At 56.9% G+C, this 16,365-nt stretch carries 11 protein-coding genes and 2 pseudogenes; 6 read left to right on the top strand and 7 right to left on the bottom strand.

Annotated features, from left to right (window positions below; translation table 11 throughout):
• The first annotated feature begins 123 nt into the window (after positions 1 to 123).
• The 6 genes from recC (at position 124) to AWM69_RS20730 (ending at position 11,805) form a co-directional block, all read left to right on the top strand.
• The gene (gene recC / locus AWM69_RS20755) at positions 124 to 3,573 is read left to right on the top strand and encodes an exodeoxyribonuclease V subunit gamma (protein ID WP_218728242.1); all 3,450 of its coding nucleotides are present in this window, start codon (positions 124 to 126) and stop codon (positions 3,571 to 3,573) included.
• The gene (gene recB, locus AWM69_RS20750) at positions 3,573 to 7,259 is read left to right on the top strand and encodes an exodeoxyribonuclease V subunit beta (protein ID WP_218728241.1); all 3,687 of its coding nucleotides are present in this window, start codon (positions 3,573 to 3,575) and stop codon (positions 7,257 to 7,259) included. The genes recC and recB overlap by 1 nt, the downstream gene beginning before the upstream one ends.
• Positions 7,256 to 9,340, top strand: coding sequence for an exodeoxyribonuclease V subunit alpha (gene recD, locus AWM69_RS20745; RefSeq protein WP_218728240.1), 2,085 nt, complete (start codon positions 7,256 to 7,258; stop codon positions 9,338 to 9,340). The genes recB and recD overlap by 4 nt, the downstream gene beginning before the upstream one ends.
• Positions 9,341 to 9,443: 103 nt before the next feature.
• Positions 9,444 to 10,019, top strand: a complete 576-nt coding sequence (locus AWM69_RS20740; RefSeq protein ID WP_218728239.1) for a YfiR family protein — start codon at positions 9,444 to 9,446, stop codon at positions 10,017 to 10,019.
• Complete coding sequence (locus AWM69_RS20735) at positions 10,016 to 11,293, top strand: diguanylate cyclase domain-containing protein (RefSeq protein ID WP_218728238.1); 1,278 nt, start codon at positions 10,016 to 10,018, stop codon at positions 11,291 to 11,293. Before AWM69_RS20740 ends, AWM69_RS20735 begins: the two co-directional genes overlap by 4 nt.
• Positions 11,294 to 11,301: 8 nt before the next feature.
• Positions 11,302 to 11,805 carry an OmpA family protein gene (locus AWM69_RS20730; RefSeq protein WP_218728237.1) on the top strand — a complete coding sequence of 168 codons (504 nt, stop codon included), beginning with the start codon at positions 11,302 to 11,304 and terminating at the stop codon, positions 11,803 to 11,805.
• 75 nt (positions 11,806 to 11,880) lie between these two features.
• On the opposite strand, the pseudogene AWM69_RS20725 reads toward AWM69_RS20730, so the two are convergent.
• From AWM69_RS20725 to AWM69_RS20695, 7 genes and pseudogenes are all read right to left on the bottom strand, one after another.
• Positions 11,881 to 12,027 (bottom strand): annotated as a pseudogene (locus tag AWM69_RS20725) (LysR family transcriptional regulator); the annotation flags it as partial.
• Positions 12,028 to 12,205: 178 nt separating this feature from the next.
• Positions 12,206 to 12,822: pseudogene (locus tag AWM69_RS20720) on the bottom strand (IS3 family transposase); the annotation flags it as partial.
• A gap of 82 nt (positions 12,823 to 12,904) precedes the next feature.
• Positions 12,905 to 13,156 carry a hypothetical protein gene (locus AWM69_RS20715; RefSeq protein WP_218728236.1) on the bottom strand — a complete coding sequence of 84 codons (252 nt, stop codon included), beginning with the start codon at positions 13,154 to 13,156 and terminating at the stop codon, positions 12,905 to 12,907.
• A gap of 147 nt (positions 13,157 to 13,303) precedes the next feature.
• Positions 13,304 to 14,188, bottom strand: coding sequence for a hypothetical protein (locus tag AWM69_RS20710; RefSeq protein ID WP_218728235.1), 885 nt, complete (start codon positions 14,186 to 14,188; stop codon positions 13,304 to 13,306).
• Between the two features lie 16 nt (positions 14,189 to 14,204).
• Positions 14,205 to 14,555: a hypothetical protein gene (locus AWM69_RS20705; protein WP_218728234.1), complete on the bottom strand. Its 351-nt coding sequence runs from the start codon at positions 14,553 to 14,555 to the stop codon at positions 14,205 to 14,207.
• Between the two features lie 12 nt (positions 14,556 to 14,567).
• Complete coding sequence (locus tag AWM69_RS20700) at positions 14,568 to 14,981, bottom strand: hypothetical protein (RefSeq protein WP_168757204.1); 414 nt, start codon at positions 14,979 to 14,981, stop codon at positions 14,568 to 14,570.
• Between the two features lie 374 nt (positions 14,982 to 15,355).
• Positions 15,356 to 16,303: a LysR family transcriptional regulator gene (locus AWM69_RS20695; protein ID WP_048383459.1), complete on the bottom strand. Its 948-nt coding sequence runs from the start codon at positions 16,301 to 16,303 to the stop codon at positions 15,356 to 15,358.
• Positions 16,304 to 16,365: the final 62 nt, after the last annotated feature.

Raw genomic sequence — 16,365 nt, 5'->3', positions numbered from 1 at the left:
TGTTTTTGTGCCGAGAAAAGCCAGGTGTTCTGCTCCCGCCAGGCCTGCAGCTAGACTCTCACCAATCCCTGCGAGCAATGTTAAGGTTCGCCTTTGGATTTGCTTTCTCCTAAGGATGCCGACATGCCGGTTGCTACGTCTCTCAATGCGGGTTTCATGGTGGTTCACGGTAACCGCCTCGATGAGTTACGCAGCCTGGTTGTCAGCTGGATGCGCCGCTATCCTTTGGCGCCTTTGGAAAACGAAATTGCGCTGGTCCAGAGTAATGGTATTGCCCAATGGTTAAAGCTGGCTCTGGCCGAGGATGCTCAGGACGATGACTCTGGCGGCTGTGGTATTGCCGCAGCGGTGGATGTGCAACTGCCAGGCAGTTTCATGTGGCAGCTTTATCGGCTGGTTCTGGGGAGCGAAGAGATCCCGGCCAAGTCTCTGCTGGATAAAGCGCCCCTGACCTGGCGCTTGATGCGTTTACTCCCCGCTCTGATCGATCAACCGCACTTTGAGCCGCTCCAGCGCTTCCTGACCCATGACACCGACTTGCGCAAGCGCTACCAGCTCTCAGAACGTCTCGCAGACTTGTTTGACCAATACCAGGTCTATCGGGCGGACTGGCTGGAGGACTGGGCAGCCGGTCGTCATCAATTACGCAATGCACGGGGCGAAAGCCCGGCCCTGAGCCCGGCCAATTGCTGGCAAGCCGAGTTGTGGCGCGCGTTGTTGCTGGATGTCGGGGAGGAGGGCATGTCCCAGAGCCGGGCGGGCGTGCACCAACGCTTTATCGAGAAAATAAACAGCCTCGAGCAAGCCCCGCCCGGCTTGCCGTCGCGGGTGATCGTGTTCGGTATTTCTTCGCTGCCTGCACAGGCGCTCGAAGCATTGGCCGGACTGGCCCGATTCAGTCAGGTGTTGCTGTGTGTTCACAATCCATGCCGACACCATTGGTCTGACATCGTGGCTGACAAAGATCTGCTGCGTCATCAGTACAAACGCCAAGCCCGCAAAGCCGGGATGCCCACAGCGCTGGATCCAGACATCCTGCATCAACACGCACACCCATTGCTTGCAGCGTGGGGAAAGCAGGGGCGCGACTACATCAACCTGCTCGACAGTTATGATGACCCCAACAGTTACCGTGCGGCTTTTCGGGATGGGCGTATCGACCTGTTCAGTGAAGTTGAACCGCTCAACATGCTGAACCAATTGCAGGATGACATTCTGGAGTTGCGCCCTCTCAACGAAACCCGCGAGCTGTGGCCTCCTGTTGATCTGGCGCACGACAATTCAATTCGCTTCCACGTTGCCCACAGTGCACAACGAGAAGTTGAGATCCTTCACGACCAGTTACTTGCACGCTTTAGTGAAAATCCTGATCTGCAGCCTCGCGATGTGATTGTGATGGTGCCGGATGTCGACAGTTATGCGCCGCATATCCGTGCGGTATTTGGACAAATCGAACGTGATGATCGCCGGTTTATTCCCTACACCCTGGCCGATCAAGGTCAGCGTGGGCGTGACCCGTTATTGATTGCCATTGAGCATCTGCTGAAGTTGCCTGATAGCCGCTTCCCGGTCAGTGAAATTCTGGACCTGCTGGATGTGCCAGCCCTGCGTGCTCGTTTTAAAGTACAAGAGCGCGATTTGCCGACCTTGCATCGCTGGATTGAGGGCGCAGGGATTCGCTGGGGGTTGAGTGCCGAGCAGCGGGCGGGCCTTGGCTTGCCGTCACAACTGGAGCAAAACAGTTGGCGCTTCGGCTTGCGTCGCATGTTGCTCGGCTATGCCGTCGGCAGTGGCGAGGCCTGCGATGGCATCGAGCCCTATGATGAAATTGGCGGCCTTGATGCGGTATTGATCGGACCGCTCGTGGCGTTGCTTGATGCCCTGGAAATTGCCCACCGGGAACTGTCGCAACCGGCGCTGCCACAACAGTGGGGAGAGCGCCTGCAAGCCTTGATGCAGCTGTTCTTCCTGGCCGAAACCGAGCACGACGATTACTTGCTGGCCCAGCTTGAGGAGCTGCGTGAAACATGGCTGGAGACCTGTGAGCAAGTGGGACTGCAGGATGAGTTACCGCTGACGGTGGTGCGCGAAGCATGGCTGGCCGGACTCGACCAAGGCAAGTTGTCACAACGCTTTCTGGCCGGTGCCGTCAATTTTTGTACCTTGATGCCCATGCGTGCGATCCCGTTCAAGCTGGTATGCCTGCTAGGCATGAATGATGGTGACTACCCGCGGGCACAGCCGCCTCTGGATTTTGACTTGATGGGCAGCGACTATCGTCCGGGCGATCGATCCCGCCGTGAGGATGATCGTTATCTGCTGCTCGAAGCGCTGCTTTCTGCCCGGGATCAGCTTTATGTCAGTTGGGTAGGGCGCAGTATTCGCGACAACTCAGAGCGTCCGGCCTGTGTATTGATCGGCCAGCTACGCGATCACCTGGCCAACGGCTGGCAACTGTCAGGCGACCATGACCTGCTGGATGCCATGACCCAGGAGCATCCGCTTCAGCCGTTCAGTACGCGCTATTTCCATGAAGGCGATTCGAACCTGTTCAGCTATGCCCGTGAATGGCAGCAATTGCACGAGCCCAAGCCTGAGCGAGCCCTGCCCGCCACGCTGGAAGCCTATCAACAGGAAGAACCGCTGAATCTGACGCAGTTGCAGGATTTTTTGCGTAACCCCGTTCGTCACTTCTTTAGTCAGCGTCTGAAAGTCTTCTTTGAGGCAGCCGAAGTGCCTTTGGCGGATGAAGAGCCATTCGTGCTTGATGCGTTACAGCGTTACACCTTGAGTGACAGCTTGCTCGAAGCCGCACTGGCGCAGCCTGATCAGTTTGAGCAGGCCTTGCATGCGCGTGCTTTGCGGTTGCAGGGGAGCGGCTTGTTACCCATGGCCGGTTTTGGCGAGTGCTTGCAGGATGAGTTGATCGAGCCGTTACCGGATGTGCTGCAACGCTATCAGCAGTTACTGGCCCTGTGGCCAACACCGCTGAACACGGCCCTGCCTGTCAGTTTCGAAGACCATGGCCTGCTCCTTGAGGGCTGGCTCAGTCACCTGCATCAGCGAAGTGACAAAGGCTTACTGTCCGTCACGACGATTCCGAATAGCATCGGCGCAATTAAAACCCGTAAATGGCACCGACTGACTCGCCCCTGGGTTAATCATCTGGTGGCCTGTGCCAGCGGCCTGGACATGTCCACCGCGCTGGTGGCCAGCGATGACACTTTGCTGCTCGGGCCTCTGGAGCCCGGGCAAGCCCGTGACATTCTGGGTAATTTGCTGGTGTCCTGGAAAGTCGGCATGGGGCGTCCGCTGCCCATTGCGGTCAAAACGGCATTTGCCTGGCTGGCACAGACAGACCCGGCCAAGGCCGACGCTGCAGCGCAAAAAGCCTACGAAGGTGACGGACAAACCAGCGACGGTGAGCGCCGCGAAAGCGCAGCCTTGGCCCGCCAGTTTCCGGACTATGCGGCCTTGATGGCCAATGCTGAATTCGAAGGGTGGTGCGACGCCCTTTATCGACCCCTATTTGAGGCGCCCTGGCGTTCATTGAGCAGCGAGGCAGCCCGTTGATGAGTGCGCAAACCCTACCTTTGGCACTAGGCTTTCCGTTACGCGGCAGCCAGTTGATTGAAGCCAGCGCCGGCACCGGCAAAACCTTCACTATCTCAGCACTCTATCTGCGTTTGATATTGGGGCACGGTGGCGATGGCGCGGACTTTGGCCGCGAGTTGCTACCGCCGCAAATCCTGGTGGTGACCTTCACCGATGCGGCCACCAAAGAGCTGCGTGATCGTATTCGCACCCGGCTGGCAGAGGCTGCACGGTATTTCCGTGACGAGATTGACGCCCCCGATACCTTGGTTGCACAGCTGCGTGATCAATTCGATCCCGGGCAATGGGCCGCGTGTGCCGGGCGCCTCGATATCGCTGCGCAGTGGATGGATGAGGCTGCGGTTTCGACCATCCACAGTTGGTGCCAGCGGATGTTGCGTGAGCACGCTTTTGACAGCGGCAGTCTGTTCACCCAAACGCTTGAAACCGACCACAGCGATTTGCTGGGCGAAGTATTACGCGACTATTGGCGACTGTTTTGCTACCCCATGCACGGTGATGCATTGAACTGGGTACGTGCCAACTGGAGCGGGCCTGCGGCTTTGTTGCCGCGGGTTCGGGCACTGTTCGCCAGCTCGCGTCAGGCGCCTGTCACAGAGCAAACGCCGGCAGAAATGATTGAGGCTTGTTTGCAACAGCGTCGCGAGGCGCTGTCACAACTTAAAACGCCGTGGCTGCAATGGGCCCAGGAGTTGCGCGAGATTTGCCTGCAAGGCGTTGCCAGTAAAACGGTCGACGGTCGAAAAATGCAGGCCCGCTATTTTGAGCCCTGGTTTGAAAAACTCAGCGCCTGGGCCAGCGACGAGTCCCAGGAGCAACTGGACCTGGGCACCGGCTTCAGCCGTCTGACCCCGGACGGTATGGCCGAGGCCTGGAAAGGTGAACCGCCGCAGCATCCGGCACTGGACGCCATGCTTGTCCTCAAAGCGGCACTTGATGCCTTGCCGACCCCGGATGCCGCCGTTCTGCAGCATGCGGCCTGCTGGGTTAGCGTACGCTTTGAAGAAGAAAAACGGCGCCGCGCCGAGATGGGCTTCGATGACATGCTGCTCAGACTGGACAATGCCCTGCAGGCAGAGGGTGGCGAGCGATTGGCGATCCTGATTCGCGAACAGTTCCCGGTGGCGCTGATTGATGAATTTCAGGACACCGACCCGGTGCAGTACCGCATCTTCCAAACCGTCTACCGCATCGAAGAGAACAACCCCGACACCGGCCTGTTCCTGATCGGCGATCCGAAGCAGGCGATCTACGCCTTTCGCGGTGCTGACATCTACACCTATTTGCGTGCCCGTCACGCTACTCAGGGGCGACTGCACACGCTGGACACCAACTTCCGTTCAAGTCACGCGATGGTCAACGCGGTAAACCACATCTTTGAGCGGGCCGAGCACAGAGAGAATGGCCGGGGTGCATTCCTGTTCCGCGAGGGCTCTGAAAACCCTGTGCCATTTGTTTCGGTGAAATCCCAGGGGCGCAAGGAAGTCTTGCAGCTGGACGGGCAGCCCGCCACTGCGTTAACCCTCTGGCAATTGCCTTCAGAGCAACCGGTGTCGGGTGCGGTTTATCGTCAGCAACTGGCGGCAGTGTGTGCCAGCCAGATTGTTGAGTTGCTCAATGGCGGGCAGCAAGGTCGCTGCGGCTTTGCCGTGGACGGCCACATTGTGCGAGGCGTGTTGCCGGCTGATATCGCGATTCTGGTACGTGACGGTAAGGAGGCGCAGGCTGTTCGGCGCGAACTGTTGAGTCGTGGTGTGCGTAGCGTTTACTTGTCGGATAAGGATTCGGTTTACGCCGCACAGGAAGCGCACGATGTGTTGGCCTGGCTCAAAGCCTGCGCCGAGCCTGACGTCGAGCGCCCCCTACGCGCCGCGCTGGCGTGCATCACGTTGGACCTGCCCTTGATCGAGCTGGAGCGTTTGAATCAGGATGAACTGGCCTGGGAAAAGCGCGTTATGCAATTCCGTGGCTATCGCGAAACCTGGCGCAAGCAAGGGGTGCTCGCCATGTTGCGCCGTTTGCTCCATGACTTTGAACTGCCCCAGGCACTGATCGCCCGGGTCGATGGCGAGCGTGTCTTGACCAACGTGCTGCACCTGTCCGAGCTCTTGCAACAGGCTGCCGCCGAACTGGATGGTGAGCAGGCGTTGATTCGGCATCTGGCCGAACACCTGGCATTGTCCGGGCAGGCGGGCGAAGAGCAGATCCTGCGTCTTGAAAGCGATGAACAACTGGTCAAAGTGGTGACCATCCACAAGTCCAAGGGCCTGGAATATCCTTTGGTGTTCTTGCCGTTCATCTGTTCGGCAAAGCCTGTGGATGGCAGTCGCCTGCCTTTGCATTACCACGATGCCCAAGGCAATGCTCACGTCAGTTTGAGCCCTGCTCCGGAGCTGATCGTCCAGGCCGATGACGAGCGCCTGGCCGAAGACTTGCGCTTGCTCTACGTGGCGTTGACCCGTGCCCGGCATGCTTGCTGGCTCGGTGTGGCCGACCTCAAGCGGGGTAACAACAATCGCTCGGTTTTGCACCTTTCGGCCTTGGGTTACTTGTTGGGTGGCGGGGCGTTGCTCTCCGAGTCTGTGGGGCTGGAATGCTGGCTTGCCGACACGCAGCAAGGGTGTGAAGGCATGCAGTGCATGCCTGTACCTCTCGTTAGCGAGCAGCATTTCTACCCGCCGGCCAATCAAGCGAGCTTGCTGAAACCTCGCGTCCCGGTGCGGCGCGCAGCCGAGAACTGGTGGATTGCGTCCTACAGTGCATTGCGAATCAGCGACAGCCTTAGCCCAGCCGAGGCACCTGAAAGCGCCTTGGCACAGAAGCTTTCGGATGACGAGCGTCTGGATCCCGATGCGCCGCGTGATGTGTTGCTCAGCGGTGGCGATATTCACCGCTTTCCTCGTGGGCCCAATCCCGGGACCTTCCTTCACGGCCTGCTTGAATGGGCCGGGAGCGAAGGGTTCAAGGCCGCCCCGCCGGCCATCCACGATGCGGTGGCGCGGCGGTGTAACCGGCGCGGCTGGCAGGGCTGGATCGAAACCCTGAGCGACTGGCTGCACCACCTGCAGGATGAACCGCTGCGTCTGAACAATGGCCAGCCAGCGGTGGTGTTGAGCCAGTTGAGTCAGTACCAGATCGAAATGGAGTTCTGGTTCGCCAGCCACAAAGTGGATGTGGTGCAACTGGACGCGCTTGTGCGTCAGCACACTCACGGCGGTGCTTCGCGTGCCGCGGTCGAGCCGAGCTTGCTCAATGGCATGTTCAAAGGATTTATCGACCTGACCTTCGAGCATGCCGGGCGCTATTACGTGGCGGACTACAAATCCAACTGGCTGGGCAGCGACGACGAGGCCTATACCGAGCACGCGATGACGGCCTCTATTCTGGATAACCGCTACGACCTGCAATACGTCTTGTATCTGTTGGCCCTGCACCGTCAACTCAAGGCGCGGCTGGCTGATTACGACTACGACCGGCACATGGGGGGCGCGCTGTATTTATTCTTGCGCGGTACCCGTTCTCAAGGGCAGGGCGTGTTCTTTACACGGCCGCCGCGGGTGTTGATCGAAAGCCTGGACCTGATGTTCCAGGGCAAACCCCTGCAGCAGGCTGAACCGGTGTGGGAACAGGGAGTGTTGTTATGAGTCGTTCATTTGCAGAGCTGTTGCCGACACCGTTGACGGCCGAAAGCCTTGCCCGGTTGCAACCCCTGAGCCAGGCCGGCGACTTGCTGCTGTTGCTGGAGCGTTGGGTCGAGCGGGGTTGGTTGCGTGCGCTGGATAAAGCGTTCGTAGCGTTTCTCCATGAGCGTGATCCGCACGGCGATCCGTTGGTGTTGTTGGCGGCGGCGTTGACCAGTCATCAACTGGGCCACGGGCATGTGTGCCTTGATCTGTTTGAAACCCTCAAGGAGCCGGACTTCGCACTGTCTCTGCCACCTGAAGGCGACCTCCAGACCGGGGCCATGTTGTTGCCCTCGCAGTTGCTGGAGGCGCTGGATGGCAACGCCTGGTGCAAAGCCCTTCAGGCCAGTGCGCTGGTCGAGCATGCAGGCCGGCCAACGGCAGATGCCGCCAGCCGGCCTTTGGTCCTGAGCGAACGCCGTCTGTATTTACGCCGTTACTGGGCTTATGAGCGACGAATCGACAGCGCGTTGCGCCAGCGCCTGGCGGCCCCGGAACCCACGCCGGATGACTTGCCAGCGCGTTTGACGGCATTGTTCGGCACGCCAGCGGCCACTGCACCGATTGACTGGCAGAAACTGGCTTGCGCCGTGGCTACCCGGGGTGCCTTCAGCATCGTGACCGGGGGGCCGGGTACCGGCAAAACCACCACCGTGGTGCGTTTGCTGGCTCTGCTCCAGGCCCCGGCTGTCGAAGCGGGCGTGCCATTGCGCATCCGTCTGGCAGCGCCAACCGGCAAGGCGGCAGCCCGCCTGACCGAGTCCATCAGCCTGCAAGTCAAATCGTTGGAAGTGGACGACAAGGTCAGGCAAAAAATCCCCAGCGACGTGACGACGGTTCACCGCCTGCTGGGCAGCCGTCCCGGCACGCGACACTTTCGTCATCATGCGGGTAACCGTCTGCCGCTGGATGTATTGGTGGTCGACGAAGCGTCGATGATCGATCTGGAAATGATGGCCAACCTGCTCGATGCCTTGCCGGCCCATGCACGGTTGGTGCTGCTGGGGGACAAGGATCAACTGGCCTCGGTAGAAGCCGGTGCGGTGCTGGGGGATTTGTGCCGCGATGCAGAGGCGGGCTGGTACACCCCGCAAACCCGTGCGTGGCTGGAGCAGGTCAGCGGTGAACAACTCAGCACCAGTGACTTGCAGCAAGACCTGGACGGTACGCATCCATTGGCTCAGCAAGTGGTGATGTTGCGTCATTCACGACGTTTTGGTGAAGGCAGCGGCATCGGTCGGCTCTCGCGACTGGTCAATCAGCAACAGTCCCGGGAGGCACGGGCGTTATTGGCGGCCGGCAGCCATGCCGACTTGTTCGCGCTACCGCTCAAGGGCGAGCGTGACCGTGCCTTTGAGCGCTTGGCGCTGGAGGGCCGAAGTGCCGAGGCCAAGGGCTACCGGCATTATCTTGAAGTGTTGCGCAATCAGCGGCCGGCGGTAGATGCCGGGCTGGAAGACCCGTGTTGGGCCGCCTGGGCGGGCAAGGTGCTGGACGCATTCGAGGCGTTCCAGGTGCTGTGTGCCGTACGCAAGGGGCCATGGGGGGTAGAGGGTTTGAATGAACGCATTACCCGCGCCTTGTACGCCAGCCAGTTGATCGACAGCGATCAGCATTGGTATGAAGGCCGCCCGGTGTTGATGACCCGTAATGATTACGGTCTGGGCTTGATGAATGGTGACATTGGTATCGCGCTCAAACTCCCGGAGCGTGATGGCCAGACGCAACGTTCTGTATTGCGCGTGGCGTTTGCCCGCAACGACGGGCAGGGCGGGATCCGCTTTGTTCTGCCAAGCCGGCTCAATGATGTTGAAACGGTGTACGCCATGACCGTTCACAAATCGCAGGGCTCGGAGTTTTCGCACACGGCGCTGGTTCTACCGGAAGCACTCAATCCGGTTTTGACCAAAGAGCTGATCTACACCGGCATCACCCGCGCCAAGCACTGGTTCAGCCTGATCGAGCCGCGTGCCGGTGTGTTTGAAGAGGCTGTGCAGCGCAAGGTCAAACGCTTGAGCGGCTTGATGTTGGATTTGACGTAATTGCGGCAGAGGAGTCGACGTAATGTGATGTGTGTCACAGTCTGGATAAAGGCTGTGCTATCGTTGCGACATTACTCCTACAACGATATCAGAGAAATCCTGCATGGACGTGGCAGTCTCTTCAGCGGAACAGCATCTTGGATGGCGGCTGTGGCTGCTACTCCTTGGTGTGTTGCTGCTGAGCACTCCTTGCCTGGCTCAACCACTCGTGCCGATCAGTCTGGCTGATCAACGTGCCAAAGCCGTTACCCAAGTTGTTCTGGGGATACTCAGCTACGCTCGCTGGCCGACAGAGCCCACCCAATTACAGTTGTGTGTGATCGGGCCTACCGAATACACCGATGACCTGCTTAAAGGTGCGACTCAATCCAGCGGCAGGCCGGTGCACGTCCGTCGCTTGCTGACGAATAATCCCGCCATTCCCAGTGACTGCAACGCTGTGTATCTCGGCAGGTTAAGTGCGCAAGAGCGCAGCCACCTGTTTAGCCGGTTGAACGGACTGGCCGTGCTGAGCATCAGTGAAGACGGTAACCAATGCACCGTCGGCAGCCTGTTTTGTCTGCACATCAGTGATCAGAAAGTCTCATTTGAGGTCAACCTCGATTCCGTTTCCCGCAGTGGCGTACGCATTCATCCCAGTGTGTTGCAGCTGTCACGCCGCCGGGCAGCCCAGCCATGAACCAGCCAAAAACGCCTGGTATTCGTCGTCGTCGCCGCCTGCGCTCGGTGTTGCGCAGAGGTCACCTGGGTGTCGCCTTGGTGGCCGTGACACTGGCCAGTGTCTCGCTCACATTGTTGGGCGCTCTGGCGCTCAAGGTCTATGCCGATCACAACCTGCAGTTGATTGCCCGTGCTATCAATTACACCGTGGAAGCGGCCGTGGTGTTCGATGATCGGGTAGCGGCGACCGAAGCGTTGGCGATGATTTCGTCCACCGAGGCCGTGGCCAAAGCCGAAATCTATACCGCCCAGGGTGAGTTGCTGGCGCAATGGCAGCGTCCCGATAACGGCGTGATGTCGAAGGTAGAAATGTTGTTGGCCAATAGCCTGCTTGAACAACCGATCAGCGTGCCGATCCTGCATCAGGGGGATGAGATCGGGGCGGTGGTGGTCAGTGTGCACGGCGCCAATATGTTGAGCTTCTTACTCGGTGGTGTGCTTGGGGTCATGGTGTGCACAGCCTTGAGCGTATGGAGTGCGCTGCACCTGTCGCGCCGTTTACTGGGGGGCATCACCGGGCCGCTGCAGCAATTGGCCGAGGTCGCTCACGGGGCACGGTGCGAGCGGGCATTCGATCGTCGAGTGCCTCCCGCCGATATCGCTGAACTGGACGACTTGGGCAACGACTTCAATGCGCTGCTCGATGAGCTGGAGTCATGGCAAAGCCACTTGCAGCACGAAAACCAGACCCTGGCGCATCAGGCCAATCATGACTCGCTGACCAACCTGCCCAATCGCGGCTACTTTAAAGGCCGGCTGGCGCGGACGTTGCGTTCGCTGCACAAACCCACCGAAAAAGCCGCGGTGCTGTTTCTCGACAGCGATCGTTTCAAGGACATCAACGACACCTTCGGTCATGCGGCGGGCGATGCGGTGTTGATGGCGGTGGCGACGCGGGTTCGCGGTCAATTGCGCGAAGGTGACGTCGTGGCACGGATGGGAGGTGACGAGTTTGCAATTCTCCTGACCCCTTTGCACAGGATCGAAGATGCTCAACGCATTGCTGACAAGATCATCGCCAGCATGCTGGAGCCGATTCAATTGCCCGGTAAAACCACTGCAGTGACCTCGCTCAGCATTGGTATTGCCGTTTATCCCGACCATGGTGCTGACCCGGATACGTTGCTGCGTGCAGCGGACTCGGCGATGTACCAGGCCAAACGCCTCGCCCGAGGCGGACAACAGATCGCGGTGCTGGAGCGCCCCGTTAATTCCGTTATTTCCAGGAGCTAATTTTCCCCATGCGTGCTTTGATCCAACGTTATTCACCGTTTTTCGGGCTTGCCATGTTGTTGGCAATGCTGGCCTTGAACGGTTGTCAGACAGCTCCGCAAACGGGCTTGAACCCTGCGCAGATTGCAGTATTGCAACAGCAAGGATTTGAGCTGACGGAAGAAGGTTGGGCGTTTGGCCTGTCGGGCAAAGTACTGTTTGGCAGCGACCTTGAAGTGCTCAATGCGCAGAGCCAGGAAATCGTTGAACGTATCGGCAACGCCTTGCTTGCAGTCGACATTCAGCGGGTGCGGGTTGATGGCCATACCGACGCCTCGGGGCAGGAGTCTTATAACGAACAGCTTTCAGTGCGCCGCGCCAACAGCGTGGTCAAGGTGCTGACCCGTACGGGCATGCGTCCTGAGAATATCCAGATCCGCGGGCTGGGCAGCCGCGAACCCGTCGCGTCGAACAAAACCCGTGCCGGACGCACTGAAAACCGCCGGGTGTCGATCGTGGTGATCGCCGATTAAAGGCCGCCTGTAGCCGCTGCCACGGGCTGCGATGATGTGTATCGCCGCCCGGGTGTGGCTAAGACCCTCAGGACCTTAGTCCGCAAACTTCATCCCCCGGGTTTCCCCCAGCAACAACGGCGCATTTAGCTCCGTCACTTCGCGGATGTAATCCCACAACAGGGTGATCCGCTTGAGCTTGCGCAGGTCCTCGCGGCAGTACATCCAGAACTTCAAGGAAATCAGGTTAACCCAATGAATACAGGGGCTAACCGTCATGAACACTCTTGAAGCTCGATCTGCTGTATCAAGCAGCGTTACAAGTTTTACGTTTCCCGTGAGGCCGACGACAAGACTCGCCAAGCCGTATCACTACCGACGCAACGGTATTTACTACATGCGTCTAAGGGCTACAGGTAGTGGGTGAAGCGACCGCTGGCTTACCGCCGTACTTTCCAGGGCGGCGTCGATAACCTGTCTGAGAGCGCAGCCCTTCAAGACGCATCAGCCTTGCCACACGATGGCGCCCGCAGACTTCACCTACCTCGCGCAGATCGTCATGGATTTTGCGATAGCCATAAACGCCGCCACTTTCCAGCCATGAATGCTTGATCAAACCCAGCAGTCGCTGGTCGTCTTTGGCACGTGCAGATTGCGGCTCAGACAACCAGGCGTAATAGCCACTGGGATGGACTTTCAGCGTCAGGCAAAGCCGTCGAATGGAATAGTCGCCGGCTCGCTGTTTGATAAAGGCGTACTTCAACCGCACTCCTTGGCAAAGTACGCGGCGGCCTTTTTTAAGATGTCTCACTCTTCAGTGACGCGCTTTAGTTCGGCTCTCAGACGACGCAGTTCAGCGTGCTGATCATAGTCCTGCTGCCGTTCTTCTTGAGGTTTGCTGTAGCGTTTTATCCAGGCATAGAGGCTATGGGTCGACACGCCGAGACGGGCCGCTACATCAGCGACAGGAAGCTTCTTTTCAGTAACTTGATTGACCGCTTGGATTTTGAATTCTTCGGGGTAACGCGGGTTGCTCATGGCACCTCCTAATTGGCCTCAGTTTAAGGCAAAGAGGTGTCTAGGAAACCCGGGGCGATTCATCCTTGTGCAATCGCTCTATTCAATGTTTCATCGGCAAGAGGTCTAACCCTATAGCTACCTCTGCAACCAGATCATCACACTCCTTCTCATCCAGAGTTGTTTGAATGCTCACGACACCATTGTCATCCATTGAGATGATTTCATCGCCATCCTCAAAGTAGCTAACCACATCGGTGTAAAACAGCCCGATATTACGCTCTTGCTCTTCCTTGGAAAGCTCTTCAAATGTTAGCCCATTTTTATAGTAGGCTGAGTATTTGTAGGTGTTCATGGGTTGCTCTTCTGATGTGAGTTTGGCTGAGTCTACTCATGTCTCTTGCTCAGGGCAATAATTACAGCGCCACTATTATTATATTTGCCAGCAAAAAATCAAGTGCCATATACATAAGGCCACTTCCCACGGCGGGTGGGTGGGTTTTTATGGAGATGCGTTGTGCAGATTGTCGTTGTTGCTCAAAAGTTTTTCGTATATTCCCTCGGTTATAAGAACCGCATATTCCATAATGTTTCTGAAAAGCCCTAGCATCTGGTCATGGTACGCGCCAATCGGAAGTGTTGGGTCTTCTACTGGGAACTCTAGCAAATCAACCAAATATCTGTCGCCATGCAAAGTGAAGAAGGAGTCAACGTAGTTTTTAAGTTGCTTGGAGTCCACGCCGGGTAACTCACCCCGTATCCGCGTCATCAATTTATCGAAATCTTGACCATAGCCCTCATTGTGTACAATGAAGTGGCGAAGCTTTTCTATCAATACAAAAACAACCCTGTAATTCACTTGATTAGGGTTTGTGGATTCGTACTTTGCAAAGTGATGCAAGTTTGTGCGGAATGCCTTTAGTTGTGCGTAAGGAGTGCCCCTCAATTTTACGCTAAGGTAGTGGTCGATTTCCTCTGAGCTTCCGTGCTGCCATTTATTAGGTCGCTCCCACAGTTCCATACCCTTTGAACCACAGTATGCATAGGCTTTTTCAAGAAAGTCTTCAATCGCTTCATATGCTTCAACAAGCAGCCACTGGTAGACTTTTAACTTCTGGATCGTGTTGAGTTCTAATTGTGCTGAAAGGTCGAAGTGCTTGCCTTGGAGTGATAGCGGAGTTCCGGTAGAGGGCGAACTAAAGTGGAAGAAGTAGAGTTTCCCTTTTTGAGCCTGAATACTCCACTCTGGAAGCTGTGCGTGTGCTTCTAAGATCGCTTTGTGTTGTGCTTCAAAGATTTTGCCGGCCTCACACTTATGTTCATTTAGACTGCCAATTTTATTGGATAGTGTTTGTAATGATTGCTCAAGAAAGTCGGAGGTGGGCATTCTATATCTTCGCTTATTATTGGTCGACGTACATTCTTCGCATGTTATTCAAAGGCTCTCTACAGGAGCCTTCCCACATGCCTGTAATGTCGTATTGCTCATGATTGGTTTCCCACCATGTCAGTGCATCACCCATTAGCTCTCCTGCCTTCTTTGCAGGTACACCCATTTTTGCAGATGATTTAGCCACTGCTGGCAATGCCTCGGCATCAAAGCCACCCTTCTCCCCGATCACTGCACAGAGAAAGACCATGGATACATGACTATTCTTGTCATTGAATTCAGGCGTCACATACTTGGCATCAACTGCATGCACATTGCAATTTATTGCAATCACGCCTAGAAATATTGCGAATCGTTTTATCATTATGTGCTCTGGCTATTCTTTTTCGGGTGGATGAGAGTAGACCGCAGTAGAGCTTCTATACTGATCTAAAAAGTTAGTGAGAAAACGTTCCACTCTACTATCGTCTTGAACAAACTCCATCACCTCTGCAATCTCTTCATCTGAGAGGTCTGCCAGCGATTCAGATAAATTGTTCCCGTAGTGGTCACAGATGTCCTGCCAATGGAGGTCGTCTTGTTCAGTGATGCCGTAATTTTCGTACAACCATCCGTAAGCATCGACGTGACCCCCAAACCCCTGATCACCCCACACACGCTCCATTTCTGCTAGCACGGCATCGAAAAGCTCATCTTTCGTCATGGTCAACATCCCTTCTTGGTGTACTTGAGGTTCTGTCACCGAATCATCACCGCTCATCAGGTCGATAGCGTTAATCGCCGTAGGCATAAGTCATTTTGTTCGTCACCACTTCTGTTTCCCGTCTGTACATATCGCTCAATGTCTAGCGTAGTCGCTTATGCTCAACCTTAAGGGCTCCAAGCTCTCCTGAGGTGTCACGGTACATCACGATCAGACCGGCGATGTTCTTGTGCGCTCTGCGTGAATCTCGGCGTGTCCTCTCCAGCTCAGCACACAGCAATTCACACTGGTGTTTCAGCATCTCTTCATGGGTGCCCGCGTGGGGTCCTTATCGCGTGCCTGTGTGTCTCTGAAAGTCGACGTCGAGGTGTTACAAGTTGAGTACCAACTCATGTTACAAACCGTTGGAAAAGGTTTGCTGACCTCGTTACGATTTCGCCACCTGATTCCTTGAAAAACTGTTAATCGGCAAACTTCATCCCCCGGGTTTCCCCCAGCAGCAACGGCGCATTCAGCTCCGTCACTTCGCGGATGTAATCCCACAACAGGGTGATCCGCTTGAGCTTGCGCAGGTCCTCCCGGCAGTACATCCAGAACTGCCGTGTCAGGTTGATCTCCTGCGGCAGTACCGGCAGCAAACGCGGGTCCTGGGCGGCCAGAAAACACGGCAGAATCGCCAGTGAGCGTCCTTGCTGAGCGGCCACATACTGCGCAATCACGCTGGTGCTGCGCAGGTTGGCGCTGGCGCCGGGCAGCACATTGGCCAGGTACAGCAACTCCGAGCTGAATGCCAAATCGTCGACGTAACTGATAAAGGGGTGCTCTGCCAGGTCAGAAGGCCGGCGGATCGGCGGGTGCTGATCCAGATATTCCTGGGTCGCAAACAGCTGCAGGCGGTAATCGCACAGCTTGCAGCACACGTAGGGGCCGTGTTCCGGGCGCTCCAGCGCGATGACGATATCCGCCTCGCGCTTGGAGAGGCTGATGAAGTGTGGCAGTGGCAGGATATCCACCGAAATGGCCGGGTAGGCGTCCACAAAGTGACTCAACTGTGGCGTGATGAAAAAGCTGCCAAACCCCTCGGTACAACCCATGCGCACGTGCCCCGACAATGCCACGCCAGAGCCTGAAACCTGCTCGCAAGCCATGTGCAGCGTGCTTTCGATCGACTCGGCATAACCCAGCAGACGCTGACCTTCACTGGTCAGGGTAAAGCCATTGGTGCGCGATTTTTCAAACAGCAAGGTGCCGAGCGCGGCCTCCAGCGAGCTGATGCGGCGCGACACGGTCGTGTAGTCCACGGCCAGGCGTTTGGCTGCGCTGCTGGCTTTGCGGGTGCGGGCCACCTCAAGAAAAAACTTCAGGTCGTCCCAGTTCAAAGCGCTTAACGATGTGATGTTTTTTTGCATGTTAGACCGGCTTTTATGTGCGTTCTTATTAGAAGAACGCACACCTATACTCCAAAAACAGT

Source organism: Pseudomonas sp. D1HM (genome assembly GCF_019266105.1).
GTDB lineage: Bacteria > Pseudomonadota > Gammaproteobacteria > Pseudomonadales > Pseudomonadaceae > Aquipseudomonas > Aquipseudomonas taetrolens.
The sequence above is the reverse complement of the archived record's forward strand: the minus strand, read 5'-3'. Positions and strand labels throughout refer to the sequence as shown.

Coding starts and splice junctions, on each gene's coding strand:
- recC (WP_218728242.1), top strand. CDS start 124: ATGCCGGTTGCTACGTCTCTCAATGCGGGTTTCATGGTGGTTCACGGT.
- recB (WP_218728241.1), top strand. CDS start 3,573: ATGAGTGCGCAAACCCTACCTTTGGCACTAGGCTTTCCGTTACGCGGC.
- recD (WP_218728240.1), top strand. CDS start 7,256: ATGAGTCGTTCATTTGCAGAGCTGTTGCCGACACCGTTGACGGCCGAA.
- AWM69_RS20740 (WP_218728239.1), top strand. CDS start 9,444: ATGGACGTGGCAGTCTCTTCAGCGGAACAGCATCTTGGATGGCGGCTG.
- AWM69_RS20735 (WP_218728238.1), top strand. CDS start 10,016: ATGAACCAGCCAAAAACGCCTGGTATTCGTCGTCGTCGCCGCCTGCGC.
- AWM69_RS20730 (WP_218728237.1), top strand. CDS start 11,302: ATGCGTGCTTTGATCCAACGTTATTCACCGTTTTTCGGGCTTGCCATG.
- AWM69_RS20715 (WP_218728236.1), bottom strand. CDS start 13,156: ATGAACACCTACAAATACTCAGCCTACTATAAAAATGGGCTAACATTT.
- AWM69_RS20710 (WP_218728235.1), bottom strand. CDS start 14,188: ATGCCCACCTCCGACTTTCTTGAGCAATCATTACAAACACTATCCAAT.
- AWM69_RS20705 (WP_218728234.1), bottom strand. CDS start 14,555: ATGATAAAACGATTCGCAATATTTCTAGGCGTGATTGCAATAAATTGC.
- AWM69_RS20700 (WP_168757204.1), bottom strand. CDS start 14,981: ATGCCTACGGCGATTAACGCTATCGACCTGATGAGCGGTGATGATTCG.
- AWM69_RS20695 (WP_048383459.1), bottom strand. CDS start 16,303: ATGCAAAAAAACATCACATCGTTAAGCGCTTTGAACTGGGACGACCTG.